Origin of the sequence: Vibrio gelatinilyticus, from assembly GCF_022836845.1 — a bacterium.
In the GTDB taxonomy this organism is placed as follows: domain Bacteria; phylum Pseudomonadota; class Gammaproteobacteria; order Enterobacterales; family Vibrionaceae; genus Vibrio; species Vibrio gelatinilyticus.
This window is the reverse complement of the sequence record NZ_JAJNNZ010000003.1, coordinates 199,425-217,177: the sequence shown is the minus strand read 5'-3', so window position 1 is coordinate 217,177 and position 17,753 is coordinate 199,425. Positions and strand designations below refer to the sequence as shown.

Here is a 17,753-nt window from a genome sequence, read left to right as displayed (position 1 = left end):
TAACCCATGTTTCATTATGGTCAGACCACAAAATATGGGGTTATCGATAGATATTAACGAAAGCTTGGCAATTAGAGTCGTTGGCGTTAACCTATCGCCTCTCTATCAAGGGCTGCATCAATGAAATACGCAATCGAATATTCCTCAACTCAATATCCGTTTTTAACGGTCACACCAAGAAAAAAGACGATACGAAACACGCTCTATCGTGTTTGTGAAGGACGAGTCCTTCTAAAGTTGGGTAAAAAAGAATTTCTATTCTCAAAAGGAGATACCCTTTGGATCCCTTTCGATTGCCTAGTCAGCTTAACTATCTTACCGAATACCCAGTTAAGTCGTGTTGATCTTTCAATACGACTTGCAGATAAACTCCCGCATCAAGCGGGGTTAGTGACACTGCCACCGGTAAGCGATGCAATTCTAGGGCACTTAGAGACAACGGACAACATTCAAGATCAGCATCAGGCTGATTTATTACAGGTAATGCGACATGAAGTCAGCAATTTACATCCAAAACTTATTGAGTCGTCATTAGATAAAGCCATTTCTACCTGGTCATCACAGGCCGCCTCAACGCTAGAGCCTGAGCTACAGGTTGTTTTACGTCTTAGAGAGGCAAAGAAAAAGCGCCAATCAGGCTGGAGTACTGAAAAGGTCGTTGATTCTTTGTTCTCTGGAAACAAGGAGCTATATAGTAACTTACAGCAATCAATTTTTGGCGAGCAAGAAAACTAAAAAAGAGAGCCTCGGCTCTCTTTTTTAAATGTGATAACAGCTTTACTAGAAAGGCACTTCCAGTTGCATCATCATGTCGCTCTCAAACTCATGATGCCAGCGGTAATCTAATCTTAATCTAGGTTCTTTGCCTTTTTCACCAAAGCCAACGCCAAAATGCACACCCTGTGACATTAGCCAGTCTTGTGTAGACATCTCGTCTTTTTCACTCAGCACTTCTCGTGGTGCCCATAAGCCAACACCCAAATAACTTTTACTGACTTGCTGAGTCAGCATAGGGGCTGAGTCTTGAGTTAATAACCACTGCTCCCAATAAGAGTCAGTCAACGCATTTTTTGGTTTTTCTTCGATCAGGCCACCTAAGCTAAAGACCGCATCTTTAACGTCACCTAGCTTGGCTACGACCATATAGCACAGAGAATCATCATTGCTTCTCTTTAGAGTAACGGATCCATCCTGCAATCGGTCACAAGAAGCATTTACCACTGTTGTTACGGCCATCAACGCCAAAGCAATACAACTCCATTTTGCTTTCATGTTGCCTTCCTAAACTAATAACCTTGTTAATATAACTTATATTCGACCAGTAATTTAGCTACATTAAATGTAGTTAAGTGATCTACGTTCAAACCTTGAGCTAAATGTTCTCTTATTGTCGTACTTCTAACCTTTACAAGCTCTGGGCATGCTAATACCGACCATTTTTTTAGTATATCTTCCGCTCTTGAGAACTTAGAAAAATTGAGTAAATTGTCAGGCCCGATAACAAACGTCAATTCACTCTCTGGATACATCCTCTGTAATTTTTCTAATACTGCATAGGTGGTCACGGGTTGTCCCGGTTCGTATAACACCTCTTCGACGTTGCAACTTTCCAAATTTGCAATATCAAGATCCGAAATAAAGGCATCTAACAGTTCACAACGCTTATCATAAGCGAGCATTTTTTTGCCCCATGCATGGTATATACTAGGAACAAGAAGTACTTTGTCAAAGTGTTGTAGGGTTTCGATTACACTTTTATGCCCTAAACTCGGCGGGTTAAACGCACTCCCAAATATCGCAATTTTCGTCATAAACGTCCTTTAACGCCTGATCTCATCTCTATTGAAACTTTCTTCTAGTGAGCATCAATTGTATCATACAAGGAATTGTATTTGCTGCAGGAAAAGGACTACACATGGAACAACTCATTCGCGACGAAATGAGGGTTTTACCTTCAATTGACCCACATTATGAAATTGAGCGTCGAGTAACATTTATTAAACAGAAGCTTCAAGCATCAGGGTGCAAATCTATTGTGCTTGGTATTAGTGGCGGCGTCGATTCAACAACGTGTGGTCGCTTAGCTCAAATTGCAGTCGACGAGTTAAACGAAGAAACCGCTTCAAGCGACTATCAGTTTATTGCGGTGCGTTTGCCATATGGTGAGCAAAAAGATGAAGACGAAGCACAATTGGCGCTTTCTTTCATTCAACCGACTCATTCCGTGTCAGTTAACATCAAAGCAGGTGTAGACGGCTTACACGCTGCGTCACACGATGCTCTTGCCGGAACAGGTTTACTACCGACTGCAAACGAAAAGGTTGATTTTGTAAAAGGTAATGTAAAAGCACGAGCTCGTATGGTTGCGCAATATGAAATTGCTGGATACGTTGGAGGCTTAGTTTTAGGAACCGATCACTCAGCAGAAAACATTACCGGCTTCTACACCAAATTCGGTGATGGCGCTTGTGACCTAGCACCACTATTTGGGTTGAGCAAACGACAAGTTCGCGAAGTTGCTGACACCCTAGGAGCTCCAGAACTACTCGTCAAAAAAGTGCCAACGGCCGATTTAGAAGAGCTGGCACCGCAAAAAGCCGATGAAGACGCGCTAAACTTAAGCTACGATCAAATTGATGATTTCTTAGAAGGTAAGCCCGTATCTCAAGAAGTGTCTGATCGCCTTATCGCTATTTACAAAGCAACTCAGCACAAGCGCGAACCAATCCCTACGATATATGACTAATTACGGCTAGAAAAAGTGGACTTACGTGCTCACTCTTTTTGATCATTATAAAGGCCCACTGCTATTACTTTCGTGGGCTTTTCTTTTATCGACGTCGAAAGTTTCATTCATCGAATAAAATGCAACAGCCTCAGCAATTCACCGTCTTATATTACAACGATTATTTCGTTCCGATCTCATTTTTCTAATTCATCACGCGCTCGTTAATAAAGTGTTCGTTTCATCACTAAATTGAATGAATTTTGAACTATATTGAATAAGGCTTTTTATTTCACTCACTACCAGAAGGGGTTTGTATGTTAGGTGAAGTCCACTCTCTTGTTAACGAATTTCCACAGCACAAAGAAACCATAGTAGAGCTCAATGCAAATGATGAAACGTTTGCCTCAGACCACTCAAATTACAACTCATTAGATAAAGAAATCCGAATATTGGAGCTTAACGGCTCTCCTGTGGATGACTCGACGATGAACTTGCTCAAACACCGACGTTCCGAGCTTAAAGATTCTTTATACGCACGCTTAGTCAAAGCGGCCAAATAATTCTAGCCAAATAACTCTATTAAGTGACTGGCTTCGAACCTATTTAAGTTAGAAGCCAGTTAACTGCTTTATCTAAAACTACATTTTGGTTTTAAGCTCGACGCTGCTTCTGGGTGTTGCACAACAAGCCAGAGCTTGCCCCGATGCGATTTCTTCATCAGTAATCGCTGGAACATCCGGTTGATGAACCTGCCCTGATTGCACCTCAACTTTACACGCACCACAAAAGCCAGCTCTACAACTGTACGCCATGCTGATACCTGCATCCTCGGCCTGTTCCAGTATGGTCCGTTGGTTGTCACCTTCGAACGCCTGATCGTTAATTGATATCTCTACTGCCGTTTTCTCTAGATCAGGACCAGCCGCTACGCCAAAAGTCTCCTGATGATAATGTGCTAACGGTAATCCTTTTTTCAGTAATAAATTTTTGGCTTTTTGCATAAAACCGTCTGGCCCGCATGTAAAAACATGTCGCTCTAATAAACTAGGAATTTGCTTTAAGTGAGTTAGGGTTAACCTTCCTTCTATCCCTTGCCACTCTCGCTCAGGTTGAGTAAGCGAGAGCTCAACATGCAGGCCTGAATGCTTGTCACTTAACGCCTTAAGTTCATCCTTAAAAGGAATATCATTGATGGTGCTACACTGATGGTAAAAAATAACGTCATCGACACAATCACGATCCGACAAATCACGTAACATCGACATCATCGGCGTCACGCCACTGCCAGCTGACAACAACAATAAAGGCGTTTTTGACACAGATTCGAGATGAAAATCGCCTCCAGGTTGGTGTGCGATCAATTCCTCACCCACATCAAAATGATCCAGTAGCCAGTTTGATACAACCCCACCATCAACCCTTTTTACCGATATCGCCAGGCGACCTGGTCGTGTTGGGCTTGAAGAGAGCGTGTAACTCCTCTTAGCGACCTTACCATCAATGTTCACTTCGATTGGTAGGTGCTGTCCTGCTCTGTACTTTGGTAAAGTGCCTTTCTGAGGTGCGAGCCAGAACGTTTCAAAGTCTTTTGCTACGTGCTCACGTTCAACACAGGTTAAGTGTATTTGGTTATCTTTGTCATCTGCGTAAAATTCTTTTTCTTTACATTCCAATACTTCTATCGTGTCGCCGACACGAATAAGACCTTCATTTCGAGCGACCAAATTTTGGCCAAAGAACACGCCACCGCGTTCATTTGCACGAAACGTCGAGAGCGTGCTTAAGGGCTCTCGGCTGCTTCGAAAGCTTCCACGTTCTACATCTACCGTCGTAAGTACGCAGCGTTCGCAAGGTTTAACCGCTTCGAATTCAACCTCACCAATTTTGATTCGCTTCCAACTGTCTTCGACAAACGGTTCATCAGATTGCACAACCAAATTGGTTCTAAACTGATCCATGGAATGCTGCTCGCTACTACGACGATTGAGTTCATCCAATGAGCCACTACTAATAATCAGCAGTGGGTAGCCATCGGCAAAGCTGACATTATGACCTAGCTTTTCCCGAACTCTATTAGACTGTTCTCCGGTATACAGCAGTTCAACGTCTTGCCCAAGGATCTCACTAAACCATTGGTTAGCTTCTTGTGTTGTCGTGTAAGCTGAAAACTCGTCATTCCACACTTGTGCTCGCGTTTCTTTATTGGCTAAGTCGGCATAAAAAACTTTAAGCGGAGCTTTGTCTTTAAAATTGAAAATGATGCCATTGGGGTGAAGTGTTGAGGTCACTAACACCATTTGTGGGTACTTACGCGCAGTCACCATGCCGCCGTCTTCGAGAGCAATCATAAAACGTCTATCAAAGCTCAGCCCTTGCTTCTCAACCCAAGATGAGGATAAGGAAACGCCAGCCACGGATTTAGCCGGATATACATTGATTTGGGAAAGTGCGCACTTTTCGGTCACGACAGTGTCCTTTTTATTTATTGAATGGTTGTTGGAGCGCTAACTCGCATTTACTCGTGAATTTATAACCACCTAGAACTAAGAATCATATCAGCCTTTGAGGCCACCGAAAAACATCATATTGGCTCTAATCCACGAAAAGTCGTGTAAAACATCTCGTTTTCCACTATCATCCTGTCGCCTAAACGTAAGCGTTTGCCTTTTTAAGGGAACCTCTCGCTTAGGCTCCGTTTCAAGATGAATATTTAACTTGGTGGGAGCCCAAATGACTACATTAACTATTACTCGTCCAGATGATTGGCATGTACACCTTCGTGACAACGAAGTGTTGATTGATACAGTCCGTGATATTAGCCGCTACAATGGCCGCGCACTGATTATGCCAAACACCATCCCACCTGTTGTCGACACGCAAATGGCACTGGCATACAAAGAACGCATTATGGCAGAAAAGCCTTCGGCGCAGTTTGAGCCACTGATGTCGCTTTACCTCACTGACAACACAACTCCTGACGAGATACGCAAAGCGAAAGCCTCCGGTGCCGTTGTTGCAGCCAAGCTCTACCCTGCTGGCGCGACGACGAATTCTGACTCTGGTGTGACATCGGCTAAAAATATTTACCCAGTTTTCGAAGCAATGCAAGAAGTCGGGATGCTACTGCTGATCCACGGTGAGGTCACTGCCCACGACGTGGATATTTTCGACCGTGAGAAGGAGTTTCTCGATACTGTACTTGCACCGATTGTGAACGACTTCCCCGATCTAAAAATCGTTTTAGAGCACATTACCACAGCTGATGCAGCGAACTTTGTAAAGAACGCTAACGACAACGTCGCAGCTACCATCACGGCTCACCATTTACTGTATAACCGCAATCATATGTTGGTAGGTGGGATCAGACCACACTTTTACTGCCTGCCAATTCTAAAGCGCAACACTCACCAGCAAGCGTTAATAGAAGCAGCCACCAGCGGCAACAAAAAGTTCTTCCTTGGCACAGATTCAGCGCCCCATGCAAAAGGTAAGAAAGAAACGGCTTGTGGTTGTGCTGGCTCTTACACAGCCCATGCTGCAGTAGAACTGTACACTGAAGTTTTCGAGAAAGAAGGCAAACTTGAAAATCTAGAAGCTTTTGCCAGCCTCAATGGGCCTGATTTTTACGGATTGCCACGCAATAGCGACACAGTGACATTAACCAAAGAAGAGTGGCACGTTCCAGCCTCTATGCCATTTGGATCTGACATCGTTGTTCCAATTCGTGGCGGTGAGAAGATTCAATGGAAAGTGAAGTAACCGCCCGGATCAGCTGATCTTTAGTGCTCCAACGTATTTAAAACGCTCGCAAGAGCGTTTTTTATTTTGTTAGTTGCAAGAAAGCCCTCACACGGTATGATCTGCCTACATCATCTGCGATAACAAAGACAATGAAAACGAAACAACCCATAGCTACCCCTTGCCGAGCTGCCTGTAAAAATGACGGTGGCATATGTTCTGGCTGTCAGCGCACAGTCGATGAAATCGCCACGTGGTCGTCTGACACCGACGCGCAACGTCAGGATAAAATCGACCAATTGTCGGGCGTTCAATCGACTCATCAGTGCAGCCAATGTGGCAAACCCGCGTACTGTGACATTTCTGCGGGTAAAGCCTCATGCTGGTGCTTTGAGATTGAAAAACGTGATACCTCATCGTTAGGCAAGAGCCAACACTGCCTGTGTCGGCACTGTCTTTCCAAACTGCCGCTTTTATGACTTTGTACCCCTTTTTTTCCATTCGATCACCAAGATGTTGCGTTATTGTTAATATAGCAATAAAGTAAACACTCTAAAGTTATAGTTACCGAGGTCTACATGGAATCGTTACTTAACGACTACCCTGTCGTTACAGAAATCCCAGTCGCATGGGGTGAAATGGATGCACTCAATCACGTTAATAATGCGGTCTATTTTCGCTACTTTGAAACCGCTCGCCTTGATTATTTTAGTCATGTTCAATTGATGGAAGATATGGCCCAAACCAAAGTAGGCCCTGTTCTTGGCGAAACCTATTGCCGTTATAAACTCCCAGTAACCTACCCAGATACGCTACTTGTCGGTTCAAGGGTTACTGAGGTAGAAAAAGATCGTTTCAAAATGGAATATCAAATCGTCAGTAAGAAGCTAGGTAAAGTCACCACCACAGGTTCAGCGACCATTGTGATGTTTGATTTCGTGAGTAACCGAAAAGCCAATATCCCTTCGAAGCTACTAAATGCGATAGAAAATATGGCGACGTTGGTGTCGAAGTAACCAAAGTTACTTGGGAAATTTTGACCCAACTCTGTATAGCGCGTCACTGGATCATCAATTCTTCCATTTAGTGATGCGCTCAATCACCTCTGATCTCACTGTTTCACAGGGCAACTGGCTATGATTTAGCCCACCTGTCGTTGAGGTTGTTAGTCAATATCGTTATGCTTGCTGACATCTAACCCTAAAAGAAACTGCATAATGAAAAACAATCACCAATACCCTATTGGCACCCCAGGCCAAAAATGGACGGATGTTGAAGTTGCCGAGTGGCGCGCATCAACCCAAGTTAAAAGGCTTTATGGTGAAGAGGTTCTTCCGAAAATAAGTGAACTGTCTGATAAGTTTGACGTCGTACAATACGGTGCCCTTTCCTATGATGCTGCGCGCTTCCCTTTGTATGTTCTTAAATCTAAAAATTGGAACGAGCAAAAGCCTACCGTTCTCGTTACCGGAGGGGTACACGGCTATGAAACCTCTGGAGTACACGGCGCATTAAAATTTGCCGACACACAAGCATCTCACTACCAGAACGATTTCAACCTTGTTATCGCTCCTTGTATCAGCCCGTGGGGTTATGAGACGATCAATCGATGGAATCCAAATGCGATTGATCCTAATCGCTCATTCTATGCAGATTCTCCATCGGAAGAAGCAGCAAACATTATGAAGTTTGTCGCGGCTTTGAATGTCGAAATATACGCTCATATCGACCTGCATGAAACAACGGATACTGACGAAAGTGAGTTTCGCCCAGCTCTTGCTGCTCGTGATGGTTTGGAGTACTTTGAAGACAGTGTTCCAGATGGCTTCTATACGGTTGGCAACACAGAAAAACCACAACCTGACTTTCAAGCGGCCGTGATTCGCTCGGTTGAAAAGGTCACGCACATTGCTCCTGCCGATGAAAACAACAATATTATCGGCTCACCTGTTGTGCAGCGTGGCGTTATCAACTATCCGCTCAAAAAGCTCAGTCTGTGCGCTGGCATGACGGACTGCTTGTATTCCACGACCACAGAAGTCTATCCAGATAGTCCAAAAGTAGATGCACAAGAATGTAACGACGCTCAAGTGGCGGCAGTAACAGGAGCTTTGGCTTTTTTAAAAGCGGTTAATCGCTAATAAAAGGCAAAATAGCACCCTACAACAATTTATTCTTATATTGCTCAGGGGTTTGTCCGGAATATTTCTTAAACATGGTAATAAAAGGGCTCGCTTGGTTATATCCCAAAGTAAGAGCCACCTCTTTAACCGAGTGCCCTTTTCTGAGTAAATCCATTGAGTGCAAATACCTGACCCGTAACCGCCACTCGGTAAAGCTCATCCCCAAATCACTCTGACAATATCGAGCCAGTGTTCTTTCTGTGGTATGCACTCGTTGAGCCCACTCTTTCAAAGAGCAATCGTCTGTCGGATCATCTTCGATAGCGGCCAGAATAGGAGCTAAATATTTATTGTTTGTGGTGGGTAAAAAGTGGTGCTCTGCACTTTGAGTCGACAGTTGGTCGAGCAAAACTTGCACAAGGCGAAGGTCTTTTTCATCATGGGCCACGTTGACCTGTCTATGACGGAAATCCTCGATAATTGCAGAAACAATCGGCGTTACTTTGATAAGGCTGGTTTTCTCTGGTAATGAGCTTGTCAATTGATGAGCGATATTAAGCGAGCAATACTCTAAAGGCTTACGGTTAAAGCTGCAGTGCATTACGCCAGCAGGCACCCAAATCGCTAAATGCGGCGGAGCAAGAAAACGCGTATCCTGAGCTTCCATCTCCAGGATCCCTCCACTTATCAACTGAACTTGGCCCCAAGGATGACAGTGCACCCGAGTTTCAGTGTTGGACAAAAAGGCATCAAAATTCATGAACACATCCGATGGTGCTTTATCGATCGATAACGAGGGATGCAGGTGTCTGGCGTTCTTTTTCAATGTTGTCTTCCTATCGCGCGCAATGTCTTATTGGAGATATTTGTAATTATACCGACCTGTCAAACTATCTTCCACCACACAAAACGCGACTGAGATCACAATGGTTTATCTGCTTCCTTTTTTCACCGTTCTCATTTGGGGCGGCAACGCTATCGTCAACAAACTTGCAGCGGATACATTAGAGCCCAGCGCGATGAGTTTTTTCCGTTGGCTAACGGCTGTGGTTGTACTTAGCCCCTTTTGCTTGCCACAATTAAATAAATACAAATACGTTATTAAAACCCATTTTGCTAAGTTAGCGTTTCTTGCGCTGCTTGGCATGGTATTAAACCAAAGTCTTGGCTACTACGCGGCATTGACCACCAGCGCCTCAAACATGGCATTAATCACCTCTCTTGTACCTTTATTTAGTGTTTTTATTTCCGCTGCGCTACTCAATAAACGCATTTCTGCGTTAAGTCTTGTCGGTGCCGTGATCTCACTGGCTGGGTTAGCGTTTATGCTAGGAAATGGTGATATAAGCTTTATCTTCAATCTAGAAATCAGTCAGGGTGACGGGTTAATGCTGCTAGCTGCCGTCGTTTACGCGACTTACTGCGTGCTGTTAAAGCGCTGGAAAATGCCTATCTCAAACTGGATGCTGATTTATGTGCAGGGGCTTTTTGCCGTGGTTATGCTTACGCCGTTGTGGTTGAGTAGCCATCAGGTGATCCCCTCTAACGCCTCATTGCCACTTATTGCCTACGCAGGTTTGCTCGCTTCAGTCATCGCTCCCTGGTTATGGGTTAAATCGATAGACATTATTGGCGCGGAAAACAGCGCTATGTTTATGAACCTTCTTCCCGTTATCGCTATCGTACTTGCCGCCACTTTACTTGGCGAAACGATTCACCAGTATCACGTCATTGGCGGGTTGATGGTCATTTCTGGTGTAGTGCTCTCTCAGATCAAGTTACACAATAAACAACGTGGATCTCAGACCACACAGCATGCCATCTTCGAGGGTGATGACAAAGCGGTGCAGAAACCGCTTTAGCAAAGTCGTGGGCAGCGCATTAGAAATCTGACATACTGGCAAACGAGTCATTAATCATAAGGAAATGAAATGAGTAGCGGTAAACGAGAGAGCACTCTTCGGTTTTTAGCTGAACCCGGCGATGTCAATTTTGGTGGTAAAGTACATGGTGGCGCGGTCATGAAATGGATCGATTTGGCTGCATATGCTTGCTCTGCGGCCTGGAGCGGAAAGTACTGTATTACGGCATACGCAGGCGGCATTCGCTTCGTACAGCCTATCCATGTCGGCAACCTAGTAGAAGTGAGTGCCAAGGTCATCTATACCGGAACCTCATCCATGCATATCGCCATTGATGTTCAAGCAAGTGATCCTAAAGAGCTAAAAAACCGCCTAACAACGCACTGTATCGTGATTATGGTGGCGGTCGATGAAAACGGTAAACCGACCTCCGTACCAGAGTGGAATCCTGAAACCGAAGAAGACATCAAACTGCGCGATTCTGCCATCAAATTGATGAATATGCGCAAACAGATCGGTGAAGAAATGGAAGCCCATGTTAAGTATCTTAAATAACACATTCGCCTCTTTTTAGCTTTCAAGTCACTCTAATGCAGACGATACCCAAAATCGCGTCTGCATTTGTTATACACATCACATCTACGCCCCCTAATTTCCTGGCAAAAGGATGAGTTTTTTATTAAACCCGTATTTTACACTTCAAGTGAATAATAGTTTTTTCCTATATCCCACTCACCAAGATGACTTGAGATAGCTATGAACGAAAAGTCTAAAATCCACCTTTATCAAATCTTCACTCGTCTTTATGGCAACAAAAACACCAATAATAGACCTTGGGGCACACGTGACGAGAACGGTGTTGGAAAATTCAGTGACATTACTGATACGGCACTAAAATCAATTCGTGATTTGGGCATGACTCACGTTTGGTTCACGGGGATCCCACACCATGCACTTGTCGGCGACTATTCTCAATTTGGTATTAGCAACGACCATCCTGCGGTTGTCAAAGGCCGAGCAGGATCTCCTTACGCGGTGAAAGACTACTACTCAGTAAACCCTGATCTTGCCGATTGCCCTGCCAACCGTAACCAAGAGTTTCGCTTTCTGATAGAACGCACGCATAAGGCCGGACTAAAAGTAGTGATTGATATCGTTCCTAACCACGTTGCCCGACATTATCAAGGGCTCAATAACCCCGATGGTGTTAGCGATTTTGGAGCACAGGATGACGTTAGTGTAGAGTATGCGCGGGATAACAACTTCTACTACATACCTAACCAAGCGTTTCAGTTGCCCGAGTTACCCCAATACCTTCAGCCACTCGGTGGGGAGCTACACCCTATGCTCAAACAGCCCTTTATCGAATTTCCAGCTAAATGGACCGGAAATGGCTCGCGACTGTGCAAACCGAATGCCGACGATTGGTATGAAACAGTGAAAATCAATTACGGTATTAGACCAGACGGTAGTAAGGATTTCCCCGAGTTGCCTTGTGAATATCGCAACAAAAGCTATCAACAACATTTTTCTTTTTGGCAAAACCAATCGCTGCCCGATTCTTGGTTAAAATTTAGAGACATCGCGCTTTATTGGCTATCGCAAGGGGTTGATGGATTTCGTTTTGATATGGCGGAAATGGTTCCGGTTGAGTTCTGGAGCTTTTTGAACTCGTCCATCAAAATGTCCAATAAAGACGCTTTTTTGGTCGCAGAGGTGTATCAACCTCATCTGTATCGAGACTATATTCAGATTGGTAAAATGGACGCGCTCTACGATAAAGTAGATCTCTACGACTCTCTAAAGGACCTCATTCGAGGTCAGGGCGATACGAGAAACATCTCGCGTATCCAAAACGAGCTTAAAGACATCGAATCGCACATGCTGCACTTTCTCGATAATCATGATGAGCAGCGCATTCCATGTTCTGAGTTTGCCGGTAATGCAGAGTACGCGAAACCAGCAATGGTTCTTTCAGCCACCATAAGCAATGCACCGACTATGTTGTACTTTGGCCAGGAAGTTGGCGAAGCTGGCGCAGAACAGGCTGGCTTCGGGCAACCCTCTCGCACTTCGATTTTTGACTATATTGGCGTCCCTAGCCACCAGCGTTGGATGAACAACGGCGCTTTTGATGGGGGGCAAAGCTCGCCAAACGAACGTGCACTGCGCGACTTTTATCAAAAGCTTATGCAATGCGCGTTGCACACGCCTGCGCTCTTTGGTGAAACCGTGTCGCTAAACCTTGAAGAAGACCAGAATCATGGCCACCTACGAAGCAAATTATACGGTTTTGCTCGCTATACCTCAGACAGCCACGTTTTAGTTCTGCTCAACTTTGACAACGAGAACGCATCTTGTCAGCCAGTCTGTTTGTCAGGCGCTATTGTCTCCTTACTTGGCTTGAGAGATGGGCAGTATCGCTATGTCGATGCATTAGAGGATTCTATTCATCTCGACGTTAATGTAATCGATGGTCAAGGGATCATCACGAACCCAATTAAGCCACTGGCATCACATATTTTACATCTTGCCGATCCCGGCTAGATATTGATCTTACCGCCCGATGACTCACATACTCCAGCCACCGTGCTGGAGTCTTTTTATTTAAGCCAATACAAATCACAAAATACACCAGTGAAATAGCATTTTTCTATACCAGTGAGTGTGTAGGCTATTTTTAGCTGTGCGCTATACGGTTTATTCTAATTACATTCTAAACAGTCAGGATAGTAACAATGAAAAAACTAAATACATCCTTATCGGCTTTAGCACTAGCAACGTTATTCACAGCTCCGGCTTTCGCAGTGACAGAAGGGGAACTTCTGATATGGATAAACAGTGATAAAGGCTACGAAGGGCTTGCTGAAGTTGGGCGTCAGTTTGAGGAAGATACTGGCATTAAAGTCAATGTTCAGTTTCCTGAATCGCTGGAGTCACGCTTTCAGCAAGTTGCAGCAACTGGAGATGGTCCCGATATTATCTTTTGGGCTCACGACCGATTTGGTAGTTACGCTGAAGCTGGCCTTCTTAGAGAAGTAAAGCCAAGCAAAGAGTTTCAAAACAAACTCATCGATTTTAGTTGGGATGCGGTTAACTACAACGGCAAACTCATTGGTTACCCGCTGGCTATCGAAGCGATCTCTCTTATCTACAATAAAGATCTTCTGCCAGAGCCTCCCAAGACATGGGAGGAATTGCCAGCAATTCAGGCCAATATGCGAGCTCTTGGTAAAGAAACCATTATGTGGGATGTAAAGAATGCATACTTTACCTGGCCGATTGTCTCGGCGGGCAGCTATTCATTTAAGAAAACAAACGATGGATACGATGCCTCTGACATTGGCATAAACAGTGAAAAGGCTCGTCAAAACCTCGCGTTCCTACTTGATATGACAAACCAGGGAATCGTCAATCCGGGTGTCGACTACGCCAACGCAGAGTCGGCATTTGCGCAAGGTAATGTCGCCATGACCATTAATGGCCCGTGGTCCTGGGGTAATCTGGATAAAGCGGGACTTAACTATGGAGTAGCCGCATTTCCAACCCTAGGGAATGAAAAATCCAATCCATTCGTGGGTATTTTGAGCGCGGGAATTAGCTCTGCCAGTCCGAACGAAGACTTAGCGGTCGAGTTTATTGAAAACTACTTATTTACCGACGGTGCGCTTAAAACCATCAACAATGATAAACCCCTTGGTGCGGTGACACTTAAGACATTCCAAAGCTCGTTAGAGTCTGACGCAAGAATTAAGTCGACGATGATCAACGCCGAAAATGGAGAGATCATGCCCGCTATCCCACAAATGATGACCTACTGGCATTCAGAGGGCGCAGCAATTGAAAATGTATTGAACGGCCGACAGACCATACAAGATGCACTTGCCACCGCTGAGAAACAGATTCTCAGATAACTTTATTCAGCTTATTTTTCATACTGGATCTAGCCCGTGTTTACGCGGGCTTTTTTTTGCTCTCTTATCCTGAAGTTTAGGAAGACGCGTATTCTGCCAATGTGTGCTAAGGTAACCGTAGGATTCACAAACACTTACAAATAGTTATGCCTTCTCATTTACCAAAATCATTCAGTAAGCCTTTTTTAAAGGTCTTTCATATTCTTGAAGCTCTATTGCTTGTCGCCATCACACTTGCGACTTTGTTCGCTATGCTCGAAGAGTTTATGCACGTCTTTACAGAAGGACGAGTTCAACTGACTGACATTCTTCTGATGTTCATCTATTTGGAAGTACTTGCTATGGTTCAGCAGTTTGTCATGAACGGTAAGATACCGGTACGCTACCCCATCTACATCGCTATGATGGCCATCGCTCGTTACATAACACTGGGAATGAAAGAATTGGATGCGATGCCAGTTGTGTGGTTGTCCGTTGCGGCCTTTATCCTTGCTGGTGCAACATTATTAATTCGTGTTGGGCACCATTATTGGCCTTACGTGAATTCAAAGACCAATAAACCAGATGAGTAATGACCAATGAAAATGCGACCCATTGCTTTGGGTCGCATTTCTCATTGAAAACTAGCACCAGCTCGCTCCCTCTTTAGGACTAGGAGAGACCAGTTCATTGATGTTGGCTTCTATCACTCGATAACTAACATTGCCAAATAAGATTTGTCGACCACCATCAATCACGTAGCTTGGGCTTCCCTTAATGTGTTGCTCTTCTCTGAATAATTGGTCATTCCATAATGCGGCGTAAGCTGAACCATTCTTTAACTGTTCATTAATAGTATCGACTGAGACACCAACAGTGGCGAAAACCATCTCTATAACCTCAAACTTGCTAATATCCAGCCCATCGGCAAAAAACGCATGACGCAGACTGCGGGCCAGTTTTAAGATTGTTTCAGTATCACTACCGGAAAGCTCAGCGGCTTTGAGGTACAAATGTGCCGGCATCGAACTTGTTGGCCGAACGTCACTCCACACTTTGTCGTTAAGCGTCAACTCTGGAAACTTAGCTACAACCTCTTGGGTATGTTTAGCAAAACCATCAAAGCCGCCTTTTTCCTGCCACCCTTTGCCAATTCGAGCCTCTGTATCACCAAACAAGTTGATGAATTTTGGCTGCAAACTTAACTGCTCATGGAACTGAAGTTGCAACTCTTTGTTACGTTCTTCAGATGCCCAAGCCCATACACATAAAACGTCACTTACATAGTCAATCGTCAACATGATTTCGTCTCTCTTATTGAGCAGTAATGAGCGCATTTGCCGCCGATAGCGTTCCCGCAAATACTATGTCACTAAAACCTAATGAATGAAGGATGTCACACGCCTGTCTTGCGCGCATACCCGATGCGCAATAAACAACCAGTGTATCGCCCTTACCCAAATGGCTATTAGCCATCATGAAGATGCTCTGCAGGGGGATGTTCGTTGATCCCTCTATGTGGCTTTGAGCAAACTCTTGCGGGGTTCGAACGTCTATAAAGTGGTGTTTCTGATTCGACTTTGATATTTGTTTGCGCAGTTCAGAGTTTTGCGAATTTGTCATAATAAAGACCAAGCTAATTAAGATAAATCTAATATATAAAAGCGAATCAGAACTGTCATTAATATAATTTAGTTATTACTAATATAAAAACAGGCACCTGTGATTGCCTGTCTTCATTGGTGTGTCTGTTATTGAATCGCTAGGACCGTCGCATCGTATGGCGCTAAATGCAGGTTTGAGAGATCAGAGCAATTAATGACATCGTTGCTCGTCAGTACCTCTACTTTCACCGCGCCAACTTCACTAAGATCCACTTGTAAATCCTCATCGCTAAAATTAGCCACTATCAAGATCGTTTTACCTTTGTACTTGCGAAGATAGGCAAAGACCTTATCGTGATCTTGCAAAAGTGGCACAAATTCACCGTAAACTATCGTCGGATCTTCCCGCCTTAGTGTGACAAGACTCTTGTAGTATTGATAAATTGAATCTGAGGAATTCAGATCCTGTTCAACGTTAATTTCAACATGATTGGGATTCACTTCAATCCACGGTTTTCCGCTAGAAAAACCCGCATTTTTCTCACGGCTCCACTGCATCGGTGTCCGCGCATTATCTCGGCCATTTTCATGAATTGCCGCCATCATTTCGTCATGACTAACACCCGACTCAGTTTTTACTTTATAGAAATTCAGAGATTCAATGTCCTTGTACTGTTCAAGTCGCTCAAATTTCACATTAGTCATGCCAATTTCTTCGCCTTGATAGATATAAGGGGTGCCCTTCAGGCAGTGCAACACCGTTGCCAACATTGTGGCTGATTTCACTCGATATTTGCCATCATTTCCGTACTTTGACACCGCGCGAGGCAAATCGTGATTATTCCAAAACAATGAATTCCAACCTGTGTCTTTTAGCTCCAGCTGCCATTTAGTCAGGACTTTTTTGAATGCTTTTAGATCCAGAGGCGCAGGTTTCCATTTATCTCCATCACCCCAGGTCAAGGTAATGTGTTCAAACTGAAACACCATAGAAAGTTCTTCTCGCTCTGGCGCACTGTACAATTTGGCGATATCCGGGGTTGCATCCCATGTTTCTCCCACTGTGAGCAGATCTTTATTGCCAAAAGTTGCCTTGTTCATCTGTCTCAATAAAGGGTGTAACCTAGGCCCGTTTCCTGTTATGCCGCGATCGATCTCTTTGCCAATAAGATCGATCACATCCAAACGAAAACCACCGATCCCCTTGTCTATCCACCAGTTCATCATGTTATGAACTTCTTGGTGAACGTTTGGGTTCTCCCAATTAAGATCTGGCTGCTTTTTGGAAAAGAGATGCAAATAATATTGCTGTGTGGCTTCATGCCATTGCCAGGCGCTGCCGCCAAAGATAGATCCCATATCGCTTGGTGGACCACCGTCTTCACTAGCATCTCTCCATACATAATAGTCGCGGTAAGGAGAATCTTTAGACTCACATGCTCGTTGGAACCAGTCGTGCTCATCGGATGTATGATTAACAACAAGATCCATAACGATGCGGATCCCTTTCGCCTTGGCTTCTTCAATGAGATCTAACATATCTTGCATGGTGCCAAATTCCGGCGAAATTTCCTGATAATCAGAGATGTCATAACCATTATCATCCATTGGTGATTGATAAACCGGTGATAACCAAATGACATTGATCCCCAATTGTTCAAGGTAATCTAATTTGGAGCGAATACCGTTAAGATCACCAATTCCATCGCCGTTAGAGTCGCAAAAACTGCGGGGGTAAATCTGATAAACAACAGCGTCATGCCACCATTTCTGTTCCATGTTCGAATCCTTTAACCTTAGTTAGT

At 44.3% G+C, this 17,753-nt stretch carries 19 protein-coding genes; 12 read left to right on the top strand and 7 right to left on the bottom strand.

Annotated features, from left to right (window positions below; translation table 11 throughout):
- Positions 1-120 precede the first annotated feature (120 nt).
- Positions 121-735: an AraC family transcriptional regulator gene (locus LNL84_RS05165; RefSeq protein WP_244355662.1), complete on the top strand. Its 615-nt coding sequence runs from the start codon at positions 121-123 to the stop codon at positions 733-735.
- Positions 736-780: 45 nt separating this feature from the next.
- On the opposite strand, the gene LNL84_RS05160 is transcribed toward LNL84_RS05165, so the two are convergent.
- Complete coding sequence (locus LNL84_RS05160) at positions 781-1,272, bottom strand: hypothetical protein (RefSeq protein ID WP_244355661.1); 492 nt, start codon at positions 1,270-1,272, stop codon at positions 781-783.
- 26 nt (positions 1,273-1,298) lie between these two features.
- On the bottom strand, positions 1,299-1,811 hold the full coding sequence (locus LNL84_RS05155) for a nicotinate-nicotinamide nucleotide adenylyltransferase (protein ID WP_244355660.1): 513 nt from the start codon (positions 1,809-1,811) through the stop codon (positions 1,299-1,301).
- A 104-nt stretch (positions 1,812-1,915) separates the two neighbouring features.
- Between LNL84_RS05155 and nadE the strand changes: the two genes are divergently transcribed.
- Both nadE and LNL84_RS05145 read left to right on the top strand, forming a co-directional pair.
- Positions 1,916-2,746: an ammonia-dependent NAD(+) synthetase gene (nadE, locus tag LNL84_RS05150; protein WP_244355659.1), complete on the top strand. Its 831-nt coding sequence runs from the start codon at positions 1,916-1,918 to the stop codon at positions 2,744-2,746.
- 296 nt (positions 2,747-3,042) lie between these two features.
- Positions 3,043-3,288: an HP1242/YdcH family protein gene (locus tag LNL84_RS05145; RefSeq protein WP_244355658.1), complete on the top strand. Its 246-nt coding sequence runs from the start codon at positions 3,043-3,045 to the stop codon at positions 3,286-3,288.
- 78 nt (positions 3,289-3,366) lie between these two features.
- On the opposite strand, the gene LNL84_RS05140 is transcribed toward LNL84_RS05145, so the two are convergent.
- Positions 3,367-5,193: a hybrid-cluster NAD(P)-dependent oxidoreductase gene (locus tag LNL84_RS05140; RefSeq protein WP_244355657.1), complete on the bottom strand. Its 1,827-nt coding sequence runs from the start codon at positions 5,191-5,193 to the stop codon at positions 3,367-3,369.
- 265 nt (positions 5,194-5,458) lie between these two features.
- Here LNL84_RS05140 and pyrC point away from each other — a divergent pair, with 265 nt between their 5' ends.
- From pyrC to LNL84_RS05120, 4 genes are all read left to right on the top strand, one after another.
- Positions 5,459-6,487 carry a dihydroorotase gene (gene pyrC / locus LNL84_RS05135; RefSeq protein WP_244355656.1) on the top strand — a complete coding sequence of 343 codons (1,029 nt, stop codon included), beginning with the start codon at positions 5,459-5,461 and terminating at the stop codon, positions 6,485-6,487.
- A gap of 149 nt (positions 6,488-6,636) precedes the next feature.
- Entirely contained in the window at positions 6,637-6,945 is a 309-nt protein-coding gene (locus tag LNL84_RS05130; protein WP_244355879.1) for a DUF1289 domain-containing protein, read from the top strand.
- A 99-nt stretch (positions 6,946-7,044) separates the two neighbouring features.
- Entirely contained in the window at positions 7,045-7,482 is a 438-nt protein-coding gene (locus LNL84_RS05125; RefSeq protein WP_244355655.1) for an acyl-CoA thioesterase, read from the top strand.
- A gap of 201 nt (positions 7,483-7,683) precedes the next feature.
- A complete protein-coding gene (locus LNL84_RS05120) occupies positions 7,684-8,607 on the top strand; it encodes a M14 family metallopeptidase (protein WP_244355654.1) in 924 nt (307 codons plus the stop codon).
- A 19-nt stretch (positions 8,608-8,626) separates the two neighbouring features.
- Here LNL84_RS05120 and LNL84_RS05115 read toward each other — a convergent pair whose 3' ends face one another.
- Complete coding sequence (locus LNL84_RS05115) at positions 8,627-9,415, bottom strand: AraC family transcriptional regulator (RefSeq protein WP_244355653.1); 789 nt, start codon at positions 9,413-9,415, stop codon at positions 8,627-8,629.
- Positions 9,416-9,515: 100 nt separating this feature from the next.
- On the opposite strand from LNL84_RS05115, the gene LNL84_RS05110 reads away from it, so the two are divergent.
- From LNL84_RS05110 to LNL84_RS05090, 5 genes are all read left to right on the top strand, one after another.
- A complete protein-coding gene (locus tag LNL84_RS05110) occupies positions 9,516-10,451 on the top strand; it encodes a DMT family transporter (RefSeq protein WP_244355652.1) in 936 nt (311 codons plus the stop codon).
- Between the two features lie 69 nt (positions 10,452-10,520).
- Positions 10,521-11,006 carry an acyl-CoA thioesterase gene (locus tag LNL84_RS05105; RefSeq protein ID WP_244355651.1) on the top strand — a complete coding sequence of 162 codons (486 nt, stop codon included), beginning with the start codon at positions 10,521-10,523 and terminating at the stop codon, positions 11,004-11,006.
- A 201-nt stretch (positions 11,007-11,207) separates the two neighbouring features.
- Positions 11,208-12,998 (top strand): alpha-amylase family protein, encoded by a 1,791-nt coding sequence (locus LNL84_RS05100; RefSeq protein WP_244355650.1) that lies wholly within the window; start codon positions 11,208-11,210, stop codon positions 12,996-12,998.
- 191 nt (positions 12,999-13,189) lie between these two features.
- Complete coding sequence (gene malE / locus LNL84_RS05095; protein ID WP_244355649.1) at positions 13,190-14,365, top strand: maltose/maltodextrin ABC transporter substrate-binding protein MalE; 1,176 nt, start codon at positions 13,190-13,192, stop codon at positions 14,363-14,365.
- A 146-nt stretch (positions 14,366-14,511) separates the two neighbouring features.
- Positions 14,512-14,937 carry a phosphate-starvation-inducible protein PsiE gene (locus LNL84_RS05090; protein ID WP_244355648.1) on the top strand — a complete coding sequence of 142 codons (426 nt, stop codon included), beginning with the start codon at positions 14,512-14,514 and terminating at the stop codon, positions 14,935-14,937.
- Between the two features lie 51 nt (positions 14,938-14,988).
- Here the strand turns inward: LNL84_RS05090 and LNL84_RS05085 are convergent, their stop codons facing one another.
- The 3 genes from LNL84_RS05085 to LNL84_RS05075 all read right to left on the bottom strand — a co-directional run bounded on the left by LNL84_RS05085 (position 14,989) and on the right by LNL84_RS05075 (position 17,727).
- Complete coding sequence (locus tag LNL84_RS05085; protein ID WP_244355647.1) at positions 14,989-15,645, bottom strand: DsbA family oxidoreductase; 657 nt, start codon at positions 15,643-15,645, stop codon at positions 14,989-14,991.
- Between the two features lie 13 nt (positions 15,646-15,658).
- Entirely contained in the window at positions 15,659-15,967 is a 309-nt protein-coding gene (locus LNL84_RS05080) for a rhodanese-like domain-containing protein (RefSeq protein ID WP_244355646.1), read from the bottom strand.
- Positions 15,968-16,095: 128 nt separating this feature from the next.
- Entirely contained in the window at positions 16,096-17,727 is a 1,632-nt protein-coding gene (locus LNL84_RS05075; protein WP_244355645.1) for a glycoside hydrolase family 13 protein, read from the bottom strand.
- Positions 17,728-17,753: the final 26 nt, after the last annotated feature.